Source organism: Peribacillus sp. YIM B13482 (genome assembly GCF_042787975.1).
Lineage (GTDB): Bacteria > Bacillota > Bacilli > Bacillales > DSM-1321 > Peribacillus > Peribacillus simplex_A.
Window position 1 is genome coordinate 22,343 of sequence record NZ_JBHZPF010000046.1, and the last position, 22,826, is coordinate 45,168.

Annotated in this window: 24 protein-coding genes; 13 read left to right on the forward strand and 11 right to left on the reverse strand. The window is 40.9% G+C overall.

Going from position 1 to position 22,826, the window contains the following annotated elements; translation table 11 throughout:
• Window positions 1–211: 211 nt before the first annotated feature.
• A complete protein-coding gene (locus ACFX4L_RS19040; protein WP_089362622.1) occupies window positions 212–397 on the reverse strand; it encodes an SE1561 family protein in 186 nt (61 codons plus the stop codon).
• 155 nt (window positions 398–552) lie between these two features.
• Between ACFX4L_RS19040 and yfkAB the strand changes: the two genes are divergently transcribed.
• A complete protein-coding gene (gene yfkAB, locus ACFX4L_RS19045) occupies window positions 553–1,674 on the forward strand; it encodes a radical SAM/CxCxxxxC motif protein YfkAB (RefSeq protein WP_377405909.1) in 1,122 nt (373 codons plus the stop codon).
• A 34-nt stretch (window positions 1,675–1,708) separates the two neighbouring features.
• Here yfkAB and ACFX4L_RS19050 read toward each other — a convergent pair whose 3' ends face one another.
• Together ACFX4L_RS19050 and cax are read right to left on the reverse strand one after the other, a co-directional pair.
• A complete protein-coding gene (locus ACFX4L_RS19050) occupies window positions 1,709–2,521 on the reverse strand; it encodes a YfkD famly protein (RefSeq protein WP_377385648.1) in 813 nt (270 codons plus the stop codon).
• A gap of 461 nt (window positions 2,522–2,982) precedes the next feature.
• A complete protein-coding gene (gene cax, locus ACFX4L_RS19055; protein WP_377405900.1) occupies window positions 2,983–4,041 on the reverse strand; it encodes a calcium/proton exchanger in 1,059 nt (352 codons plus the stop codon).
• Window positions 4,042–4,229: 188 nt separating this feature from the next.
• On the opposite strand from cax, the gene ACFX4L_RS19060 reads away from it, so the two are divergent.
• Together ACFX4L_RS19060 and ACFX4L_RS19065 are read left to right on the forward strand one after the other, a co-directional pair.
• Complete coding sequence (locus tag ACFX4L_RS19060; protein ID WP_284471876.1) at window positions 4,230–5,396, forward strand: MFS transporter; 1,167 nt, start codon at window positions 4,230–4,232, stop codon at window positions 5,394–5,396.
• Window positions 5,397–5,729: 333 nt separating this feature from the next.
• The gene (locus ACFX4L_RS19065; RefSeq protein ID WP_377385654.1) at window positions 5,730–7,649 is read left to right on the forward strand and encodes a heavy metal translocating P-type ATPase; all 1,920 of its coding nucleotides are present in this window, start codon (window positions 5,730–5,732) and stop codon (window positions 7,647–7,649) included.
• A 412-nt stretch (window positions 7,650–8,061) separates the two neighbouring features.
• Here ACFX4L_RS19065 and ACFX4L_RS19070 read toward each other — a convergent pair whose 3' ends face one another.
• Together ACFX4L_RS19070 and ACFX4L_RS19075 are read right to left on the reverse strand one after the other, a co-directional pair.
• A complete protein-coding gene (locus tag ACFX4L_RS19070) occupies window positions 8,062–8,901 on the reverse strand; it encodes a YihY/virulence factor BrkB family protein (RefSeq protein WP_061461511.1) in 840 nt (279 codons plus the stop codon).
• Window positions 8,902–8,917: 16 nt separating this feature from the next.
• On the reverse strand, window positions 8,918–9,316 hold the full coding sequence (locus tag ACFX4L_RS19075; protein WP_284471877.1) for a YtxH domain-containing protein: 399 nt from the start codon (window positions 9,314–9,316) through the stop codon (window positions 8,918–8,920).
• 230 nt (window positions 9,317–9,546) lie between these two features.
• On the opposite strand from ACFX4L_RS19075, the gene ACFX4L_RS19080 reads away from it, so the two are divergent.
• The 4 genes from ACFX4L_RS19080 to ACFX4L_RS19095 all read left to right on the forward strand — a co-directional run bounded on the left by ACFX4L_RS19080 (window position 9,547) and on the right by ACFX4L_RS19095 (window position 11,896).
• Window positions 9,547–9,771 carry a DUF1128 domain-containing protein gene (locus ACFX4L_RS19080; RefSeq protein ID WP_061461507.1) on the forward strand — a complete coding sequence of 75 codons (225 nt, stop codon included), beginning with the start codon at window positions 9,547–9,549 and terminating at the stop codon, window positions 9,769–9,771.
• A gap of 102 nt (window positions 9,772–9,873) precedes the next feature.
• A complete protein-coding gene (locus ACFX4L_RS19085) occupies window positions 9,874–11,139 on the forward strand; it encodes a molybdopterin molybdotransferase MoeA (RefSeq protein WP_377385663.1) in 1,266 nt (421 codons plus the stop codon).
• Complete coding sequence (mobB, locus tag ACFX4L_RS19090) at window positions 11,127–11,642, forward strand: molybdopterin-guanine dinucleotide biosynthesis protein B (RefSeq protein ID WP_377405903.1); 516 nt, start codon at window positions 11,127–11,129, stop codon at window positions 11,640–11,642. Before ACFX4L_RS19085 ends, mobB begins: the two co-directional genes overlap by 13 nt.
• 11 nt (window positions 11,643–11,653) lie before the next feature.
• Window positions 11,654–11,896: a DUF2164 domain-containing protein gene (locus ACFX4L_RS19095; protein ID WP_089362615.1), complete on the forward strand. Its 243-nt coding sequence runs from the start codon at window positions 11,654–11,656 to the stop codon at window positions 11,894–11,896.
• Between the two features lie 41 nt (window positions 11,897–11,937).
• Here the strand turns inward: ACFX4L_RS19095 and map are convergent, their stop codons facing one another.
• The 6 genes from map to ACFX4L_RS19125 all read right to left on the reverse strand — a co-directional run bounded on the left by map (window position 11,938) and on the right by ACFX4L_RS19125 (window position 16,961).
• A complete protein-coding gene (map, locus tag ACFX4L_RS19100; protein WP_061461499.1) occupies window positions 11,938–12,684 on the reverse strand; it encodes a type I methionyl aminopeptidase in 747 nt (248 codons plus the stop codon).
• Between the two features lie 115 nt (window positions 12,685–12,799).
• On the reverse strand, window positions 12,800–13,315 hold the full coding sequence (locus ACFX4L_RS19105; protein ID WP_317777268.1) for a type 1 glutamine amidotransferase domain-containing protein: 516 nt from the start codon (window positions 13,313–13,315) through the stop codon (window positions 12,800–12,802).
• A gap of 233 nt (window positions 13,316–13,548) precedes the next feature.
• Window positions 13,549–13,824, reverse strand: coding sequence for a late competence development ComFB family protein (locus ACFX4L_RS19110; protein WP_377385668.1), 276 nt, complete (start codon window positions 13,822–13,824; stop codon window positions 13,549–13,551).
• Window positions 13,825–13,875: 51 nt separating this feature from the next.
• The gene (gene motB, locus ACFX4L_RS19115) at window positions 13,876–14,628 is read right to left on the reverse strand and encodes a flagellar motor protein MotB (RefSeq protein WP_377405905.1); all 753 of its coding nucleotides are present in this window, start codon (window positions 14,626–14,628) and stop codon (window positions 13,876–13,878) included.
• Window positions 14,621–15,412 (reverse strand): flagellar motor stator protein MotA, encoded by a 792-nt coding sequence (gene motA / locus ACFX4L_RS19120; protein WP_377405907.1) that lies wholly within the window; start codon window positions 15,410–15,412, stop codon window positions 14,621–14,623. Before motA ends, motB begins: the two co-directional genes overlap by 8 nt.
• A gap of 451 nt (window positions 15,413–15,863) precedes the next feature.
• Window positions 15,864–16,961: an AbrB family transcriptional regulator gene (locus ACFX4L_RS19125; protein WP_377385677.1), complete on the reverse strand. Its 1,098-nt coding sequence runs from the start codon at window positions 16,959–16,961 to the stop codon at window positions 15,864–15,866.
• Window positions 16,962–17,095: 134 nt separating this feature from the next.
• On the opposite strand from ACFX4L_RS19125, the gene ACFX4L_RS19130 reads away from it, so the two are divergent.
• The 6 genes from ACFX4L_RS19130 (at window position 17,096) to ACFX4L_RS19155 (ending at window position 22,674) form a co-directional block, all read left to right on the forward strand.
• A complete protein-coding gene (locus tag ACFX4L_RS19130; protein WP_377385679.1) occupies window positions 17,096–17,320 on the forward strand; it encodes a hypothetical protein in 225 nt (74 codons plus the stop codon).
• Between the two features lie 179 nt (window positions 17,321–17,499).
• Window positions 17,500–18,507, forward strand: coding sequence for a rod-share determining protein MreBH (mreBH, locus tag ACFX4L_RS19135; RefSeq protein WP_061461488.1), 1,008 nt, complete (start codon window positions 17,500–17,502; stop codon window positions 18,505–18,507).
• Between the two features lie 272 nt (window positions 18,508–18,779).
• Entirely contained in the window at window positions 18,780–19,343 is a 564-nt protein-coding gene (locus tag ACFX4L_RS19140; protein WP_061461487.1) for a tyrosine-type recombinase/integrase, read from the forward strand.
• A 51-nt stretch (window positions 19,344–19,394) separates the two neighbouring features.
• Entirely contained in the window at window positions 19,395–19,892 is a 498-nt protein-coding gene (locus ACFX4L_RS19145; protein WP_061461485.1) for a cation:proton antiporter regulatory subunit, read from the forward strand.
• Between the two features lie 6 nt (window positions 19,893–19,898).
• Window positions 19,899–21,125, forward strand: a complete 1,227-nt coding sequence (locus ACFX4L_RS19150; RefSeq protein WP_125162353.1) for a cation:proton antiporter — start codon at window positions 19,899–19,901, stop codon at window positions 21,123–21,125.
• 682 nt (window positions 21,126–21,807) lie between these two features.
• Window positions 21,808–22,674, forward strand: a complete 867-nt coding sequence (locus tag ACFX4L_RS19155) for a YihY/virulence factor BrkB family protein (RefSeq protein ID WP_377385684.1) — start codon at window positions 21,808–21,810, stop codon at window positions 22,672–22,674.
• Window positions 22,675–22,826 lie beyond the last annotated feature (152 nt).

Sequence of the window (22,826 nt, forward strand, 5' to 3'; positions counted from 1 at the left end):
AAACAAGTAATTATTTTTCTTAATGAAAAGCAATTTGAAGAGGAATGTTCAAGCCGCAAAGAATAAGCCCATGAGTAAAATGTCATCACCAATCTTTACCTATTTATGATGAACGCAATCAATCATTATATATAAAAAAGGGATGACGCAGGTTGCTCGTCATCCCTTCATGAATATTAACATTGAAAAAATCATACTATCGAAACAGATATTATTCTTCGCGGGTTTTGAATTGTTCAACTTTGCCTTCCAAATCATCTATCATGCCGATTAAGCGGTCTATATCTTCCAATTCAGTATTTTCCGGTTCGATATGATCAAGAACCTCCATGAACATCGTGAGGCGTTCTTTTAAGTATGTTAATTGTTCGTTTTTACCTGTAATGGATTTTCCCATGAGGCACTCTCCTTCCGTTCTTCTTTCATCGTAACGAAATCTGCTTGAAAGTGCAATGGCAAGCTAAAATGCAGCTCTCCGCCATTTGACAATTTTTGTCCCCATTGTTCATAATGGGTTAGTGCATTATTACGTAAGGAGTTTTAAACATGTCAATAATCAAGCAAGATCTTTTAACACCAATTACACCCAAGTATGATCCTTGGGAAGCATATATGGACGTTGAACAATATGGAAAACTCTGCTTGACCAATGTGGAGTTCACTACCACCACTCTTTGCAATATGCGTTGCGAACATTGTGCTGTCGGTTACACACTTCAGCCTAAGGATCCGGATGCTCTGCCTTTGGAATTACTGATTCGGCGCCTTGATGAGATTCCTTTGCTTCGCTCGCTCAGCATCACTGGCGGGGAACCGATGCTATCTAGGAAACAAGTGAAGAATTATGTTTTACCTTTATTGAAATATGCCCGTAGCCGTGGGGTCAGCACACAAATCAATTCCAATTTGACCCTTGACTTGGAACGGTACGAGGAAATCATTCCTTATTTGGATGTTCTGCACATTTCCCATAACTGGGGAACGATCGATGAATTCATTGATATAGGCTTCGCCATGATGGACCGAAAACCATCACGGGAACAGCGAAAGAAGTTATTTGATAAAATGATCGAAAATTCCCGTGCCCTGACAAAAGCTGGTGTGCTGGTTTCTGCAGAAACGATGCTTAATAAACGCACATTGCCGCATCTTGAGCATATTCACAGACAAATCGTCGATGAAATGGGATGTCAAAGACATGAAATTCATCCGATGTATCCAAGCGATTTCGCTTCGGCACTTGAAACGTTATCATTGGAAAATATGCGTGAAGCGATTCATCATTTGCTTGATATCCGTGATGAAAATGTATGGATGCTTTTTGGTACCCTGCCATTCTATCCTTGCAATAACGCTAAAGAGGATATAGAGCTGCTTCAACGCCTGTATGGTTCACATAAAGTGACGGTTCGAAATGACCCTGATGGACGTTCCAGGTTGAACGTCAATATTTTCACTGGGGAAGTGATCGTGACCGATTTCGGGGACGCACCTACTTTGGGAAATATCATTGATTCACCATTGACCGAATCGTATGACACATGGATGAATTCGAAACTGGCCAATGAATTGAACTGCCACTGCCCGGCAGTCAAATGTCTAGGCCCGAATGTTCTCGTCAAAAATGCATACTACCCGATGGAAGACTTCAGGAACAGGAAGTCTTCCATATAAAGAAAAAACTCGCCAATCCGGCGAGTTTTTCTTTTTACCTAGGTTGCTGAGAGACTGTAAAGCTGAAGGAAACATGGTCCTGAATCGGTATCCATGCACCGATGCCTTGAGAAGTGATGTTCTTGATCGTTATGGTTCGCTTATTTCCTTTTAGGTTCAAATATACTTCCCCATATGTGACCTTTCCTTTTTCATTGACGGCAGAAGCATAACTGGATAAGTAACCTATCCTATTTGAAGCAACATTGTATACCTCATCTTTTTTCGTACCAGCTCCGATGATCGTTTCGAAAGCCAATGGCAAATTGGTTTTTTCTGTGGCTTTTAACAGCATCATCTTTTGAACATCCTCAGCCTTAGGGATTTTCGCGGTAAGACCGCCGCTCACTGCCTTCTGACTCTCCTGGATGTAACGGATCCTGTATGGAACTTCACCGCCGCGATTATCATAGTAATTCATATTGATCTTTTGGTATTCCCAGTTTGGGGCCGTTTCCGAAGACTCATAATTCAAGGCCCAATGACCAAGGTATATGGTCGCCCTATAACCAAAAGCAAGCGGAGCCTTTGCAATTGCTGATTCATTCAACATATGAATGAGTTCTGGATTTTCAATCTTTATATCCGACGAGCCGATCAATTGTTTGGCAAACTTACTCGGCTGCAGCATCGGAAGATCCTGAGTCGGGTTCGGATACGTATTCTCCTTTGCAATATTCAATACGGAAGGCGGGATATTCACCTTATTCGGAGTTGCTTTATCTCCTGGTTTATTGGCTGCAAAACTTACATTCGCCTGAATGAAGGCAATTAGGGCAATCATCGTAATAAGAATAATTCTTTTCATGCTGTCGCACTCCTTTTGAGGGGTTCAATCATTTTGTTTATAGATTTTGTTTTTAGCCAACATTCTATACATTTCATTCTGCTGTCGAATTTGCAATATATTTTTAAGGTTCAGAATATTTACTTTTCAATCGGAATCGGTTATACTTAATTTACATTATAAAAAGGAGGCGAAATCGTTCATACCTATTACACTCTCAGGAGGTATGCTTATCGAACAATCCATGACACCCTTTTAAAGGATGACAGAAAACGAATTCGCCCATACTTAAATCTGATGTAAAAGGATGGTGTAACACTCTAGAATATTTTCTCAACTTTTACAAAAGCATGATGAAAAATTTTGGAAAAACTTATGAATGGTAATTTACTAATATAGAAATGACTCTGCTAAATCTAACCTGAGCAGAGTCATTTTTATTTATATAAAAGAAGACCTTCCGCATCGGAAGGCCTGCATTATTATAATAAGTAAAATCCAATCCCCATGATGAAGTAAGCAGCCAATAGGGTAAGGCCTTCAAACCAGTTCGTTTCCCCGTCATTCGAAATCATGATCATCAGAAAGACTGCTGAAACCATTGAAATCAGTTCTGGCCATGTGAAAATAAGCGGCATATGAGTTGGATACATTAACGAAATCAATACGAGTACAGGAGCTACGAACATCGCTACTTGAAGTGTGGAACCAACGGCAATCTCCACAGCGACATCCATTTTATTTTTATAGGCCATTATGACGGCGGACGCATGCTCTGCCGCGTTACCCACGATCGCAACGATAATGACACCGATGAATAGCTCTGTCCATCCGAAGGTTTCCCCCACTTCGCTGAAGGTATGTACAAGCTTCTCCGATACGAACGCAACAGCCAAAGTAGCGGCAGCAAGTATTATAATTGCCTTTTTCTTACTCCATTCCGGTTCTTCCTCTTCATGTTCCTTGGTTTTCTGGTTATGCTGATATACCCCGCGGTGAGTAACCAATTTAAAGAATAATGCAGCAAGATATAATAAGATCAAAATGATGGAAATTCCGACACTTAACGACATCGTACTTGACTCACTCATGCTTTGTGTGAATACTTCCGGTATGACGAAGGCTACAATAACTGCAAATATTAACAGCCCGGCATTATGCCTGGCATCAAAAACATTAAATTTCTGCCGTTTGTATTTGGTCCCTCCGATGAAGAACGAAAGGCCAGCCACCAACAATAAGTTTCCTAAAACGGAACCAGTCAAAGACGCCAATACAACACCAACCAGCCCCGCCTTTAACGAAAAGACGGATATGATCAATTCAACTGCATTACCAAAGGTTGCATTCAATAGACCGCCAATCCTTGGTCCCATAACAATCGCTAAGCTTTCAGTCGCCCTGCCCATGAAGCCTGCAAGCGCGACGATTGTTAAGCAATATACTATGAACATGATTACGCTCGGCCAATGCAATAAAGACCCAAGGACAGATAATGGGACGCCTAATAGAACAAGCCCCAAAAATATTTTATTCACCATACTTCTCCTCACAATCCTATAGTTCTTTTCATATAACAAAAACTATCATACATAAACTTCGGGCAAAGACAAAGGAAAATTTTTCACCGCTCCTCTTCTTGTCAATATTTACCCAAATCCCTATTGCTTAATCCTCTTTCTAAGATGTAACATCAAAATTGTACACATTTCTTAGGAGACATGATTTTATGAATAATAAACTGCTTTTAAGTGTTTTAATCTTTATTGTCGGCATATCAGGTTTTTCTCAAGGAATGCTTCTGCCGATCATTGCCATCATTTTTGAAAATGACGGAATTAGTTCATCCTTAAACGGGTTTCATGCCGCCTCCCTTTATATTGGGATTCTGTTGATTTCTCCTTTTATGGAAGCACCACTCCGTAAATATGGGTATAAGCCATTGATATTATTTGGCGGGATAACGGTCATTCTCTCTCTTGCCTTATTTCCTGTTTGGAAATCATTCTGGTTTTGGTTCGTACTACGTTTCTTCATTGGAATCGGCGATCATACACTTCACTTTGCTACCCAGACATGGATAACTGCCATTTCACCAATAGCGAAGCGCGGTAGAAATCTCGCTATTTACGGGCTTTTCTTCAGTCTTGGCTTCATGGTTGGCCCGCTAATGACGAAGCTTCTCGAGATTAATCAGTCTTTGCCTTTCATCTTTACATCCATACTCAGTCTTCTTACTTGGTTAACTGTTTTCCTTATTAGAAATGAGCTTCCTGAACAGGATGACCCTGAAAACACATCATTTCTGGGCACACTTAAAAGGTTTACGAAGGTGAGCCGCATAGCTTGGGTCGCTTTTTTACTTCCGTTCACTTTTGGCGTGCTCGAAGCATCATTGAATAGCAACTTTCCAGTTTTCGCCCTGCGCTCCGGAATCGATTTAACTGCGGTATCCATCATAATTCCGGCATTTTCAGGCGGAACTCTGCTTACACAGATTCCCCTGGGTATGATCAGTGACCGCTTTGGCCGGCGAAAGACCTTGCTGACTATCCTCTTTTCGGGCTTTACCATATTTTCTCTAGCAGGTATTTATTCCTATTCAGTGCTTGGACTATTCATCTGCTTCATGCTTGGAGGTATGATGGTTGGTTCGACTTTCTCTCTGGGAATCAGTTATATGGCAGATCTGTTACCTCGAAACCTTTTACCAGCAGGAAATTTATTATGCAGTATTTTCTATAGTCTGGGCAGCATCGGCGGTCCATTCTTTGGCGGCCTTGTAATAGATCATGTACACAGTGGGAATTTTTTTCATATGATAAATATCATGCTTTTCCTTGTCTTTATTTCATTGGCCTTTTTTAAGGAGAAAATGCCTGCATCTGTTATGTAATATAGTTTATTATCTGGACAATTCCATTTATTATTCAATTTGCATGGTATTTACAATAGCCCTTGTATATTGAAATAACTGGCATTTTATATTTTTTACTAGATTAGAATCATTCTTCTTTATTTTTGAATAGGATATGTGGTAATATAATATTAACAAAAGGGACATCACGTTAATAAATCTTTGTAATCATTGCTGTCATCGCAATTACGATGACAGCTTTCATATTTTATCCAGAGAAATGACGTTGATTATCTTTCTCAATTAGATATTACACAAATGATAATCCATATCATTTACACAAAAATAGAGAAGAATTTGGGAGGGAATCTTATGACTACAGATACTAAACATTTAACCCAACCGGCTACATGCAAAACCTCTTGGTTGGAAAAGGCAAAACCTCATTTAGAACTTATTGCTGCATTATTCAGCGGTTTATTAATAGTTTTGGGCTGGGCTCTTTCAAAGAACGGAATGGAGTCCACTTCCATAGTCATATACTTAGCCTCTTTCCTGATTGGCGGATACGCCAAGGCAAAAGAAGGCATAGAAGATACGATTGCCGACCGGGAATTGAATGTTGAGATGCTGATGATTTTTGCCGCCATCGGTTCTGCGATCATCGGATACTGGACGGAAGGTGCCATATTGATTTTCATCTTCGCTTTAAGCGGTGCGCTTGAGACATACACGATGAATAAAAGCCATAAAGAGATTTCGGCGCTTATGGACTTACAGCCAGAAGAAGCGCTACGCATCACTAACGGATATGAAGAGACCGTATCCGTTTCCCAGTTGCTTGTCGGGGATCTGATTTTAGTGAAACCAGGAGAGAGAGTTCCTTCTGATGGAAAAATCACGGACGGCCGTACCAATCTAGATGAAGCGGCCATCACTGGTGAATCCATACCAGTCAGCAAATCCTTGGATGATGAAGTTTTTGCGGGAACGGTTAATCTCCGTGGGACGATTACCGTGGAAATTACCAAACCAGCAAGTGAAACATTATTTCAAAAAATAATCACTCTCGTTCAATCCGCACAAAGCGAAAAGTCCCCTTCCCAGCTGTTCATTGAACGGTTTGAAGGAACTTATGTAAAAGTCGTATTGACAGTTGTCGGCTTGATGATGTTCGTACCACATTTCATATTGGGCTGGAGCTGGACCGAAACATTCTACAGAGCGATGATCCTGCTCGTTGTCGCTTCTCCTTGTGCCCTTGTGGCATCTATAATGCCAGCTACACTTTCTGCCATTTCAAATGGCGCTCGCCATGGCATTTTATTTAAAGGCGGCATCCATCTTGAGAATCTAGGAAATCTACAGGCTATTGCCCTAGATAAAACCGGAACACTGACAAAAGGTAAACCAGAGGTAACGGATGTTATCATCCGTGAAGATTTAAGCGAAGAAGATTTCTTATTTCATGTTGCTTCTGTTGAAAATTATTCAAACCACCCTTTGGCAACATCAATCGTACGTTATGCTAAAACGAAATTGCAAAAGGACATCATTAAACCGGATAACATGGAAGATATCTCAGGTAATGGGGTTCAAGCTTATTTCAAAGGCATGCTTTGGCAAGTCGGAAAAGCTGATTTCGTCGGCCGCAGCGAAGCCGAACGATTCAAAAATGGCATTGCGCTGACATTTGCTGAACAAGGTAAGACAATTGTTTATGCTAAAGATGATCTAGGGATTGCTGGTATACTCACTTTGAAAGATGTCGTGCGTGAAGAAACGATCGCTGCCATCGAGGCTTTGAAAAATGAGGGGATCCATACCATCATGCTGACAGGTGATGGTGAAAAAACAGCTAAAGCGATTGCGTCGGAGATCCATATTGATGCATATATTGCCGAGTGCCTACCTGAAACCAAAGTGAATGAAGTGAAAAAGCTGAAAGAAAATTTTGGTACAGTAGCAATGGTTGGGGATGGCATCAATGATGCACCTGCACTGGCAACAGCTTCCGTTGGAATTGCAATGGGTGAAGGCACGGATGTTGCCTTGGAAACAGCTGATGTTGTTCTGATGAAGAATGACCTCCCGCGTATCGCGGAAGCCGTCAAATTATCCAAGAAGATGAATCGAATCATCAAACAAAACGTCATTTTCTCGATCTCGGTCATCATGATTCTGATAGCATCCAATTTCCTTCAATTCCTGGACCTTCCATATGGTGTCATTGGCCATGAAGGAAGCACAATCCTTGTTATACTGAATAGCTTAAGACTTTTGAGAAACTAAAATGAAAAAGAAGGAGCCTATAAGGCTCCCCAGAGTGTAGACAAACCCCTTTTCCAAAAGAATTGTTGGAGAAAAAGGGGTTTTTTTATCTTTTAATTAGCATATTTAGTTGTAAATTTGAAAGAAGGACACAATATATTGTTGCTAAACTTTTTATAAAAAAACAGCTGTCGACTTTGTCGACAGCCTGAGGAGCCTATAAGGCTCCCTTTTTTATGTTCGTTTCATTTAATGATATCCGTTCTTACCGTTTGCTGAACCTGATGTTTTATGGTTCGAACCTTTTTTTCCTTTTTGCTTTGTGCTGCCATCCTTTTTACTCATGAAAGAACTCCCCCTCTACAAAAGTTATGTCATTTCTAGAATAGTATCTGCTTCAGGATAGTCCTCTATTACGGGAACTCCAGGAAGATCATTTACATTCTGGATTTTCCTTTTCACTTAACAGGGCATTTATTTCCCCGCCCAGTATGATGATGAGCCCAGATAAATAAAACCAGACCATTAATACGATTATTCCTCCAAGACTTCCATATGTCGCCGAATAATTAGCAAAGTTCTCCACATAAAAAGAAAACAAAAGGGAAACGAGGCTCCATCCTGCCGTTGCAAAGATAGAACCAGGCAATACGGTTAGGCATTTCAGTCTTTTGTTGGGCGCAATCCAATAAAGGATCGTGAACACTATTAAAAATACAAGCGTGCTGATCACCCAGCGCAGTTGATTCCAAATGATTAGAAACTCATCGGATTGTCCAATTTCAGCAAATAGGAATACTCCGATCTGTTTTCCGAATATCGGAAGCAATAAAACGACAATAAACACAAAAATCATCGCTAAAGTGAGAAGAATCGACATTCCCCGGGAAATAAAGAAAGTTCGACTTTCTTTTACACCATATGCTTGATTAAATGCTTTAATGATTGCATTCATCCCATTCGAGGCCGACCATATGGTTCCAATGACACCAAACGACAATAAAGTACTATTCGCTTCCATCACTTCCGAGAGGTTAGCCTCAATTATTTTCATCGAACCCGCGGGTGCATATGTACTTATAGTATTTAAAATATCTTCTTGGGAAAATGGCAGATAGGCCAATAAAGTGAACAAAAAAATAAGTAACGGAAACAGGGAAAGCAAAAAGAAATAAGACAGCTGTGCGGCAAGTCCCGACACATCATCCATCTGTAACCGTTTTATGAATGTCTTGAAGAATGAGCCTTTCAGCCATTCTTTTTTACTGGCCATACCCCCACCCCATTTTTTAATTTGAGGAAACCCGTCCTTGCGGATCCTGACTTGAAGTCGAATCTTCCGGCTCTGCAGCAAAGACTTCCTTCGTCTCTATCACCACTTGCGCAACTTGCGATGGAATATCTTTCATTTCCTCCACCTTTTGGGAAATGAATGATACATCATCGGAAATTTTTTCAACAGTGGAACGGACCTTAGATGATGTTTCACGTACTTGTGAAAGTACCCCATTGGGATTCTTCACTAATTCTTTCATATTACTCAAGCAACTTTTGCTGTTTTCCAATACCGAATAACGCGTATTTTTATCAAAAAGGCTTACTGCAGCCCCTGCTAACGCCCCGATAAAGACCGCTTGCATAAATTTACTTTTCTTGGCACATTTATATTCTTCTCGAATGTTGCTCATATATTCTCCTCCTCGTCATATATTGGTTGATGATAATGGTAGCTATCTCCATTATACAATGTTTAAAAAAGTTTTTTCCTATCTTTTCCCAAACTCTCTCACTTTAAAACACAAAGACGGCAAAGTGAATTGAGGCTCAAGCTTCGTTTTCCACCCGAATATTCATTGACTTCTAGGGGTAATCATGCAAAGATGTAAATAATTTAGGAACGTATGAAAGGATGAGGGGTATGGATTTAACACAAAACACAGCCGAAAGTGTCGAGTTTATGGTTGAAGCAATTAAGGATAAATTGAAGGTGATGAACTTCGGTGCAATCAAATCAACCCATTTTGATATCGAAATGTACGAAGAACTGCACGATATTTATAAAATGGTGATGAAAAAAAACAATTTCAGTGTCCGTGAAATGGAAGCGATCGCTGAAGAACTTGGAAGACTGCGTAATAAGTAACATTCAAATCCTCCCATTCCGGTGAGGATTTTTTCAATTTTTAAAGATTTCTGCTACATTTGATATAGAACTTATTGTTGAAAACAGACAGGAGTTGTAAGCATGATAGATAGAAGAACGCCCATCAGTATCGCTGAAGCAGTGGAAAAAGTGATGAAGCATAAATTAGGAGGAGAAGTGGAGCTGATTCCCCTGGAAGAAAGTCAAGATCGTTTTTTGGCTCAAGATATTACAGCTACAAATGATGTTCCGCATTTTAATCGCTCGCCATATGATGGATTCACCCTCAGGTCCAGGGATACCGTTGAAGGTTCCATAAATAACCCACTCGAATTCGAAGTGGTTGAAGAGTTAGCTGCAGGTATGGTATCGACTATCCCCGTGCAAAAAAAACAAGTTGCAAGAATCATGACTGGAGCTCAGATGCCAGCTGGGTGTGATGCCGTAATTATGCTCGAGCTCACGAAGGAATTCGAAAAGGATGGAAAGAAGTACATATCATTTAAACGCTCACTTAAAGAAGGGGAAAATGTTTCTTTTCAAGGTGAGGACGCAAAGAAAGGGGATCTTCTTGTAAAAAAAGGAACAGCGATCAATCCAGGGATCATCGGCTTACTGGCAACATTCGGTTATGCAGAAGTCCCTGTTGCCAAAAAGCCTGTCGTCGGATTATTCGCTACTGGTTCGGAACTACTTGATGTTAATGAACCTTTGCAGCCCGGGAAGATTCGCAACAGCAATTCGTATGCCCTTTCCGCTCAAATACGGAGGGCGGGAGGAGAAGTCCGTTTTTATGGAAAGCTTAAAGATGAATTCGAATTAAGCTACGAAGCCATTTCAACGGCTTTGGAGGAAGTCGATCTACTCATTACAACTGGAGGCGTTTCCGTCGGTGATTTTGACCTTCTCCCAGATATTTATCAAAAAATTGGCGCTGATGTCTTATTCAACAAAGTGGCCATGCGCCCTGGCAGCGTGACGACCGTAGCCGTATATAATAACAAGATTTTATTCGGTTTATCCGGTAATCCATCCGCCAGTTATGTCGGCTTTGAACTATTTGCAAGACCCATCATCCGCACCATGCTGTTTTCGGAACATCCGCATTTACGAAAAGAGACTGCTCAATTGGCAGAGGACTTCTTAAAGCCCAACCCATTCTCACGTCTGCTTCGAACCCGACTATTTTACGAATCCGGCCGGTTGAAGGTAATTCCTAGTGGTGTGGATAAATCCAATATTACAACAAGCCTGGCTGGTGCCAATTCATTGACTGTATTACCTGGGGGGACCCGTGGCTTTCAAACTGGAGATATCGTGGACGTTCTGCTTCTCGATGACCAAGAAGGAAGCAAATGGCCTTGGTAAAACCCTTTATTTTTCAAGTGGTTGGCTACCAAAATAGAGGAAAAACGACATTCATAACGAATATAATCGAAAAGCTTCGCGCAGTAAAATTAGAAACAGCCATTTTAAAACACCATGGGCATGGCGGAAAACCAGATATCACTGGTATGAAGGATTCCCATAAACACTTTCAGGCTGGGGCAGCCGCTTCACTTGTTGAAGGAGACGGGACAATAGAATTGCTCGGCAATTTCAAGGGCGAAGCCCCTATCGCTGAGTTGATTCAATTATTGGGTCTATTTCTCCCAGATGTGATTTTAATTGAAGGTTATAAGCAAGAGGACTTTCCTAAGGTCATTATAATCAAAGAAAAGAGTGACCTCCTGCTATTGGAAAGACTTACGAATGTCAAAGCAGCGGTGGCTTGGCCTGAATGTCTGGAACGAACCAGGGATCATGCTTCAGTACCCGTCTTCCCTTTGGATTCGGATCAATTCATTCCATGGTTTTTAAAACAAATATGAAGGAGGGCACAATGTTCATTCAATTTCCCTTAGAGAAACGCCGCAAGATGATCGAACGTATCCAAGAATATGTGTATCAGGAACATGGCAAGGAAATCGGTGAAATCGCTGCTGAAAATCACTTGCAATTCATTTTGGAAAACATCGCTCCCTTTATTTATAATGAAGGCATTAATGATGCGAAAAAAGTGATTGAGGACAGATTAGGCAATATTGAAGAGGATTTATATTCATTGGAACGACCGATTGATTAAAATGAAAAAACAGCATCATAATTGATGCTGTTTTATTACGTTCATTGTTCTGTCAGAATAAGCGGACCGTTTTTCGTGATGGCAATCGTATGCTCATATTGAGCCGAGTATTTCCCGTCTGCAGTGGAAGCCGTCCATCCATTCGCATCCCTGCTGGCTTTATATGTACCTACGTTTACCATTGGTTCGATAGTGAATACCATACCTTCTTTAAGACGCGGACCTTTATTCGGCAGCCCATAATGCGGAACTTGCGGCTCTTCATGAATGACATTTCCTATCCCATGTCCGATGAAATCACGAACGACCGAGAAGCCTTCCGCTTCGACATAGGTTTGAATGGCATGACCAATATCACCAATCCGATTGCCTTCCACACACACTTCAATCGCCTTATATAAAGATTCCTTCGTCACATGCACTAAATGTTCAGTTTCCTTGGAAACCTTTCCGACCGTATACGTCCAGGCAGAGTCGGAAAGGGCCCCGTTATAATTGACGACCATATCAATCGTTACGATATCTCCATTTTTCAAAGGGGTCTTACGGGGGAAACCATGACAGATTTCTTCATTTATGCTGGCACATGTCGCATACTCATACCCCTTGTAACCCTTTTGTTCCGGCTTCGCTCCATGTTTTTTTAAGAATCCTTCGACAAATTCTTCTATTTCCCATGTTGTCACACCAGGAACAATCAACTTTGCAATCTCCCTATGACAAGCTGCCAAAATTTTACCCGATTCATGCATCGCTTGAATTTCACGTGCAGATTTTAATACAATCAATCGTGACACTTCCTTTTTTATTCGTCTCTCCTTTTATTTTACTGCAAAGATTGAAGTATATGAATCCTTTAAATCTTATTAAATAAAAAATCCCGGCAGCTGCCGGGATTTTTCATTATTTCAATAGATTAAGCGATTCCCGGTTAAATGCCGGAAGATCATCTGGCGTCCTGCTGGTTACAAGCTGATTGCCGCATACAACGACCTCTTTGTCCAAATATGTGGCACCTGCATACTCCATATCCACTTTAATGGATGTATATCCTGTTGCGTGGCGTCCTTCAAGTGTTTTCGCTGTAATCAGCAACTGCGGTCCATGACAAATTGCAAATACAGGCTTTTTATCATCCATGAACGATTTGGCGAACGATGCGAAGCGTTCATCAGCACGCAGTTGATCAGGCGAGAACCCTCCTGGGATGAACAATGCATCGAAGTTCTCTGGTTTCACCGAATCGATGCTTTCATCAATCTCTACTTCTACTTCCCCTTGTTTCCCTTTAACAATTTTCCCTTTTTCCATTTCAATCGTCGTAACCGTATGGCCGGCTTCTTCAAATGCATTTGCGGGTTCACTGTACTCCGAGTCCTCAAACATATTCGTTACTACACATGCGATATTTTTACCCATGAAAATTCATCTCCTCAATTTTTGATCGAATGAACTTACTTTGTACTTTAATTATGTTCCCTCTTGCAGCATGAATAAAACACAATTTAAAGATGTCACTACCAAAAATCATTTCCGTTCATTTGAGTGAGATCCCGCTAAAATTTCCGACATTCTTTCGGAGGTTGCTACACCTCGGCTTTAAAATCTAAAAGATAAGGGGTTCCTGACCTCTTTTCTTTTTCCAAGCCTGATCAACGTTTGGGATACTGGCCAACAACGTGTATGGGATTGATGATTCTTTTGTTGATCCACTTCTTGTTCTCTTCTGTATTCAAATTTTCAAATATCCTTTTCCGCCGTTCTTCCGTGGTTACATAGTAATTAGGCAGGTTATTCAGTGATAATGTGATGATGTCATTTTTACATTTGCTGCACGAACAAAATGTTTGGTATTCCATACCTGATATTAAAACCTTGACCCATGTCACAACGATCTCTTCCATCACGTTTGTATATTGTCTTTCCATACATTCTCCTTCAAGAAGAAAAACCCGTCCATATTATGGCAGGGTTTTCACTCATTTATTGCTGTCCCTTGGAACAATCAGGATTTCAACTCTCCGGTTTTTCGCTCTTCCTATTTTCGTTGCATTAGAAGCAACCGGCTTGAATTCCCCATGTCCCTGGCAACTGAACATTTCGGGATCCAACTCTTTATTTTCGAGGAGAAGTTTCATGAAATTCACGGATCGCATCACGCTCAGATCCCAGTTGGATTCATACCGGGAATTTTTAATTGGAACATCATCGGTATGTCCGCTTACGATAATGTTTCTGGGTAAGTCCATGACCAGTAAATCCGAGATTTCCTTAGCGATTTTTCGGTTTTCACTTTTCACTTCAGCCACACCCGATTCAAACAGCACGTTTTCCCTAATTGAAATCAACATGCCTTCATCCGTAAGGTTCGTTCCCAATTTATCCGTTAAATCATTCTTCTTTATATAGGAATTTACACGTTTCTGAACTTCCCTAAGTTTTTCTTGTTCGTTTTTCCCTAACTTCTTAAGATCTTCTGCCCCTGATCTTTGCTCTGGTGATGTAGGCTCATTGCTGGGGGAATCACTTGGGAATTCCATAAAACCCGTCCCGCTCGTAAAGACCTGGTTAAATACATTGGACAACTGCTGGAACCTTACTGCATCAACCGAACTTGAAGCGAATAAGACGATAAAAAGCGCAAGAAGCAATGTTAAGATATCGGCATAAGGAACCAACCATGATTCATCGATATGCTCTTCATGCCTTTGTTTCTTTTTTCGCCTAGCCATCTTCTCTCACATCGCCTTCTAACCACTTTTTACGATCTCCAGCAGGCAAATATGATGTTAATTTCTGTTCAATCGTCCTTGGCGCTTCCCCTTCGATGATCGACAAAATCCCTTCTATCATCATTTCTTTGATCCGGACTTCCTGCTTGGATTTCCGTTTGAGCTTATTGGCAAATGGATGCCATAACACATACCCCGTGTAAATCCCCATCAAGGTTGCAACGAAAGCGGCAGATATCGCATGTCCCAATGCCTCCGTGTCAGCCATATTACCCAATGCAGCAATCAACCCGATTACCGCACCCAATACACCAAGTGTCGGTGCGTATGTTCCGGCTTGACTGAAAATCGCTGCCGCACTCAGATGACGTTCTTCCATCGCGTCTATTTCCTCTGCTAAAATATCACGAATATAATCGGCACTCTGACCTTCGACTGCAAGATTCAAGCCATTTTTCAAAAAAGTATTATCCACTTGATCCGAAATGCTTTCCAATGCCAATAAGCCTTCTTTCCTGGCAATGACCGCCCATTCCGAAAAAGTTTTTATTAATTCTTCAGGCTTTGTCAATTTTTGTTCAAAGAATAAAATCTTGAATATTTTTGGTAGTCTTTTTAATTCTGGCAAAGGGAAAGCCGTTACGACAGCAGCTATCGTCCCTACAATAATGATCATAATAGCTGCAGGGTTAATCAACGCTGTAACACTAACGCCTTTCAACACCATTCCGACTAAGATGGCCACAATACCCAGAACTACGCCCAAAACTGATGTTATATCCATATTACTCACCCATTCATTTAAAGTCTCGTCTCCTCCTTATATCGGATGAAGTTTAAAAAAAGTGAGGATTATTTTACTAATTTTAAATTTAATTAAATTACCACAAATCCCACCTTTTCCACTACTTGCAAGGTCAAATTCAACAGCATATTTCAATAGCCCAGGTAAAAATTCCGTCGAAAATGGAATTTCAAGGCGTTTCGTTCGTGAGTTTCGCTTTGCGCCTGAAAATTGTTCATTTACTCTTAAGTTTCGGTGCTTTACTCGTGAGTTTCATGCTTTTACTCGTGAATTTCGCCGGTTTACTCGTGAGTTTCATGCTTTTACTCGTGAATTTCGCCGCTTTACTCGTGAGTTTCGTGCTTTTACTCGTGAGTGCTACCCTTTTATGGGCAACATGCTAAAAGTTTTCGACATAGTAATTCCATATTGAAAACAGGGACAAAGCCTGTCAGCTTTGTCCCTGTTTCTGCTTCCCATGGATTCTTCCATCCAACCATTTTATGATGGGTGATAGAAAAAATAAAATGAATAAGATCCTGAATAAATGAAAGCTTGTGACAACGGATAAATCCACATGTACAGACATGGCTGTGACTGCCATTTCGGCCACGCCGCCTGGCGCCATGCTCAAAAATAATTCGTTCGCCTGCAAGGATAGGATCGGAGCAAATTGAATGGAAAGATAATAGCAAAATCCAATTAACAGGACATTACTGAGGAATACGGCCCCGAACATCTTTCTGAAAAGTCGGGGATTATCAACCTTCAGTGTGTAGCCTAAATGTGCGCCAATCAACAATTGTGAAAAGTTCAGCCAAAAGTCAGGAATTTGCGGGGCACCTGGACCTACTAAATTAAATAAGGCTGCGGCCATGAGAGGTCCTAGTAAAAAAGGCAGCGGGAAATTCGCCTTCTTTGTGATGTAGATGAATAATAGCAAGGTTGCCAACATCATGATTGCTAACTTCCCATCATATTCAAATAAGAAAAACGGCCGCTCCGATTTGGCCAATACCGCACCTGATTCAACTGACATTACATGGGTCACAAGCCAAGGAACAATGGATATCACAAGGATGACCCTAAGTGTTTGCATGAAACCTACAACCGTTTCATCACTATCCTTCATTTCCTCACTTAAGACCACCATCTGGGATAGACCTCCCGGAAAACTGCCAAGCATGGAAGTGCTCAATGATAAGTCCATTCGCTTCCCTATAAACCAGCCAGTCAAAACTGTAAACAAAATGATTGCGATTGTCGTAAAAAGCATAACCGGCAAATATTCAAGCATCTCATTTAACGATTGTTTCGTGAATGAACTGCCCAGTTGCAAACCAAGAATGACTAATCCTGTGCTTCTAAAGGTTTTAGACCAAAACATGTACTTCCCTAACTTCACTTTCGCAATCATCACCACGAATAATGGTCCTAGCATCCATGGTAAGTATATCCCAAGGCAATCAAACGCATATCCACCCAGGAAAGCTAGAAAAGATGTAAAGATGACTCTAAAACTCTTACTCTCGATTAAATTTGCACTCACAAAATTACCTACTTTATCTAAGCGGATTTTCATCTATATTTTAACATAAAATAAGCTGGTTCAAAGCTGTCTTGCACCCTTTCAACTGAAGCGAGGGGTATGATGGGGAAAATACGAGGAAGCGAGAATTACTTATGACTTACGAGATTGGAAATAATTTAAAAATCTGCCTTGCCGGTCATCCTGGGTTTCATTTTCCTTTTCTTGGATTACCGCTGATCCTTTCACATTTTTTTGCCGTCGTGGCCAATTTATTTGGCGGCTATTGTGCAGATCGATTTGGTAGTCAACAGCAAGCATTTGTATCCAAGCTTGCCCTTACACATATGAGGGGAAATATTTTGCAGCATCTGCAATAGGCAGAATGTTGGCCCCGCTCTCCATCGCCAGCGCATTTTTATATTTCATCATGTTTTCGCTCTATGGAATAGGAACAGTTCGGCATTTCCACTATTTACTAGATTTCCCACCCCCACAAACTCGCTACAAAAGGTAGAATGAATATATAGGGGTCAAACTCTTATGGAGGGGTGACTAGATGTTATCAAATACAGAAATAGGCATTGACTTAGGAACTGCAAATACGCTAGTTTACAGTAAAAATAAAGGAATCGTATTTAATGAGCCATCGGTGGTGGCCATTGATATAGAGACTAATAAAGTATTGGCAGTCGGTGTGGATGCTAAAAACATGATCGGGAAAACACCTGGAAATATCGTTGCGATCCGTCCACTTAAGGACGGTGTCATTGCGGATTTTAATGTAACCGCGCAAATGCTTCGGGAAATCATGAAAAAAGCAAGTAAGGCATTAGGCTTATCGATTCGAAAGCCTAGTGTAGTGGTCTGTACACCATCAGGTTCCACATCAGTTGAGAGAAGGGCCATTCAGGATGCTGTCAAAAGCTGCGGAGCCAAACAGGTCCACCTTATCGAGGAACCAGTAGCGGCAGCAATCGGCGCAGGCCTGCCTGTCGAAGAGCCCATTGCCAATGTCATCGTTGATATCGGCGGCGGCACGACTGAGGTCGCAATCATATCTTACGGCGGCGTCGTTTCTTGTAATTCAATTAGAATTGGCGGAGATCAATTGGATGAAGATATCAGCCAATATGTTAGAAAAAAACATAATGTGCTGATCGGGGAAAGAACAGCCGAGGAAATAAAAAAAGAAATTGGCTACGCACTCGTTGAACATCCTGTGATCACCATGGAAGTTAGGGGCCGCGATCTTGTAACGGGTCTTCCAAAGCCGATTACAATATCATCCACTGACGTCCAGGAAGCCATCCAAGAATCGCTTCTTCATATATTGGAAGCAATCAGGGCCACTTTGGAAGACTGTCCTCCTGAATTAAGCGGGGATATCGTCGATCAAGGTGTCATTTTATCCGGCGGGGGTGCACTTCTCAACGGGATACAAGAATGGCTGACGAATGAAATTGTCGTCCCAGTCCAACTTGCAGATAATCCGCTTGAATCAGTTGCCATCGGAACAGGGCTTTCACTTGAGGTCATTCACAAATTACAAAAAGCCGTATATTAAAATGATGAAGGAATCCCAACTTGGGGTTTCTTTTTTTTATCTACAAAGCCTGATGTTCCCATGATGCTAAAAATAATCTCCACATTTTAAAGTTAAATAACTTCCCTGATATATTTTACCTCGTTTGGGTGGAGAATAAGGAAAATGGTTTTTAGTTCGACAGTATGCGTTGCTTTTTGGGAAAGATTATTTCTCCAGGACTAAACTCATGCAATGTAACATAAGTTGTGATACAATATAATTATGTTACATTGGTAAGAGGAGAAGATCTTATGGAATATGTAGAAGCCTTTAAGGATATCAATCAGATCAGCAAAATTAAAACATACTTACGAGCTCATTCCAGTCGGGATTATTTATTGTTCGTACTTGGCATCAATACTGGTATGAAGATAAATGAAATGCTCGAAATCACCGCCGCCAACGTTCTCGATGAAACTGGAAAAATCAAGGAGTTCTATGAGCAACGGATGGAAAATGACGAGGTCAACCAAATTTATTTGAACCTGAAAGTCCGAACTGCCTTACAAGAATACCTTAAAGGTTCGAAGGTTATCGAAGGTCAGTTTTTATTTCTTTCCCCTAAGACGAAAAAGCCAATTACACGTCAACAGGCGCACCGGATTATCCATGATGCTGTGGAAGGTGCAGGTCTGACAGGTAAATTCGGAGCAAGTTCGATGCGTAAAACTTTTGGCTACCATGCCTATAAACAAGGAGTTTCACTAGCCTTGATACAAAAGCATTACCATCATTCAAGTCCATCGGAGACATTAAAATACATCGGCATATCCAAGGAGAAGAAATTCAAGACGAATATTGACGTTAACTTATAACATTCTGCTATCTTCTGTAAACTCTAACCAACATTTTAAGGAGGAATTCCAGTGAGAATTAGAGAAAGTGAACTTCCTGGTATTGGTCAAAAATTTGAAATCATAACAAGGAATGATGAAAAGTTAGTAATCGTCATTCACGATGACGGCCGTCGGGAATTATACCATTTTGATAGTGAACATGAAGACGTCATATCGAGCATCACCCTTAACGATCAAGAATCACGGCAAATGGCTTCCATCATAGGCGGAATGGTTTATAAACCACAAGCACTTGAAACGATTGAAATGTCATTGGGAGACTTAGTGATTGAATGGTTCAAAGTGGAACCTGGTTCCAAGGCCATCAATCAAACGATCGGATCGATAGATATCAGGAGCAATTATAACGTAACCGTCATTGCCCATTCGAAAAAAGGAAAAAAACAACTGAATAATCCTGGTCCCGACTCTATCATCGAAACAGGCGATACCCTTGTGATATCCGGGGAAAGAAAAGATATCCGTAACCTGACAAGAGAATTATTGACCGACGAAAGGAGTGACTAAGCTCATATGGACCATTTAGTCTTTGAAGTGGGAACTGCCCTACTTCTAGTAGCATTGGCTGCTCTCGTTGCAGGTAAATTTAAAATCTCAAATGTTCCACTATTAATTATCATCGGGATGCTCGTTGGCCCTCATGCCCCACAATTCGGATTAATTGACCTACGTTTCATTGAAAGTGATGAAATCATAGCGTTCCTCGGACGTGTCGGTATCTTATTCCTTCTTTTTTACTTAGGTCTGGAATTTTCCGTTAAAAAGCTTATGAAGTCCGGGAAAAATATCGTGACAGGCGGAACGTATTACATTGTAATCAACGCCGGATTAGCCTTTGTATATGGTTTCCTTCTCGGTCTTCCTTTAAAAGAAGTACTAATATTAACGGGGATAATCAGCTTTTCATCCAGCGCCATTGTGGCAAAGGTGCTTGTGGACCTTAAAAGGACCGGGAACAATGAAACGGAGCTTATCCTTGGCATCATCATGTTTGAAGATATATTCCTCGCTGTTTATTTATCAGTCGTATCCGGATTGGTATTAAGCTCCTCTGGTTCCATTTGGGGAACGTTACTTTCCACTTTTATCGCGATTGGGTATATGCTTGTATTTTTTGTTATCGCCCGGAAAGCATCTGGGATCCTTAACAAATTATTCAATATAACCTCTGATGAGATTTTTATCATCGTCGTGTTCGCTTTACTATTCTTCATTGCAGGTTTCTCGGAAACGATTCATGTTGCGGAAGCCATTGGTGCATTACTGCTCGGCCTAGTCTTTTCTGAGACGGAACACAGCGACAGGATTGAGAAACTTGTCATTCCCTTTAGAGATTTCTTCGGGGCCATATTCTTCTTTAGCTTTGGATTGAGTATCGATCCGACGACGCTTGGTGGAGCTGTCTGGATGGTTCTTGGAGCTGTCATCATCACTATAATCGGTAACTTTGTTGCTGGTATGATTGCCGGACGCAAATCCGGTTTATCTCACAGAGCTTCCGCAAACATCGGTTTAACGATCGTTTCACGTGGCGAATTCTCCATAATTTTGGCAAACCTAGGCATTGCCGGCGGTTTAATGCCTATACTAACCCCGTTCGCGGCACTTTATGTTTTGACCTTAGCGATTCTTGGGCCGATCCTTACAAAAGAATCCAAACACATCTATAATATCCTAAATAAAGTCTTCAAATGGACCCCGCCCAAGGTTCCAAAGGAACAGGGAAAAGAAGTGCAATAGATAAAAAAGCCAGACAAGCTGTCTGGCTTTTTTTTCCGTTTACCTATAATAACACGCTCGAAATAACCTCCATATTTTCCTAGTTATTATTATACTTGTTATAAAGGGGGCAAAAAACATGAATCTTTCTTTGAAAAGAGCCATTAGATATTTAATATTCCTAGTAGTATTATCGGGCGGATTATTCATAGGATTAAAGTACCAACAGCACCTATTTAAGCTTAGCCGCGAAACATACGAGATTAAGGGGTACTTGTTGTTCGAATCTTCATTCCCGATTTTCCTGGGCATGGTACTCGCCATACCCCGAATTCTGCAAATTTTTTCAAAAAAGGGAATTTAAAAGGGAATTCGCTAAAAATAGTCATCCTTGGCTTGCCATTCCTTTACTTCGCCATCATTCCGATTTTGTATTTCTCTGAAGCAGTTAAAATTGATTTGCCCCTCTCAAAGCTGGTTTTTGGTTATTTCGGCGAAAATGGATCCACCACATTAAATACGATCACTAGAGTAATTGCAGGTTATATCATTGTTACAAGCTTCTACAAGCGGGCGGATTAAACATGAAAGGGACTTCTTCTTTGGAAGACCATTTCAATTTCTTTTAATTTTTGAGGATTAACTTACATGAACAGAGGGAAAAGAAGCAGATAACCTAAGTAACTATTCAGGAGTGATGCGAATGAATAAGTCGATTAAATTTTCAAAGGAACTGATTAAAGAAATAAAGGAAGATCGTGTAACGGGGCTGGCCGCTGAACAAGCTTATTACTATTTACTCGCACTATTCCCTTTACTCATTTTACTGCTGTCCATATTACCCTATCTGAATATTGATATTCAGACAGCCCTGGACACGATAAAAACCTTCATGCCTACGGAAACGATGGAAGTCATCGAGAAAAATATCATCAACATATTATCTGAACGGAACGGCGGCTTACTGACTTTTGGTTTCCTTGGCACCATATGGTCCGCTTCCAACGGAATGAATGCATTCATCCATTCCATGAATATCGCTTATGATGTCGAAGAAACAAGGAATTTCCTTAAAGCCCGCTTCATCTCCATTATGTTGACATTAGGCTTGGTTGTAGCATTCATCGTCATGTTGGGTCTCCCAGTCTTCGGAAAAGTCATCATCGATATATTACAGCAAGTCATTCCGATTCCTGAAGAAATGCAAATTTTATTCAGCTTATTACGGTGGGTTATCGCAGTTGCAGTCATCTCACTCGTCCTGACTTTTCTATATCGCTTTGCACCTAATAAAAGTTTTCCCATTAAACATGTCATCCCCGGGGCAGTGACCGCAACTGTACTTTGGCTGGGAATATCACTTGGATTTTCATTCTATGTCAGTAACTTTGCCAACTATTCTTCCACATACGGCAGTTTAGGAGGCGTCATCATCTTGATGCTATGGCTGTATTTGAGTGGTCTGATTTTTGTGATTGGCGGAGAAATAAATGCAATCCTTCATCGCCAAAATTCCATTACAAAAAAACAGTCACGTACGATCGTACATCCTGTCCCGCTTAAAAGATAAAATCATGAATTTCGATGGAATAAACTAAGAAAGCGGCTATCCCATTTGAACTGTGCCCCATTTTACGGACAGTATAAAAAAGTGCCTAAGCAGCTAATAAATGGTCCCGGTATTGTACCGGGGCCATTTTCCTTAGCCCCCATTGATAACGA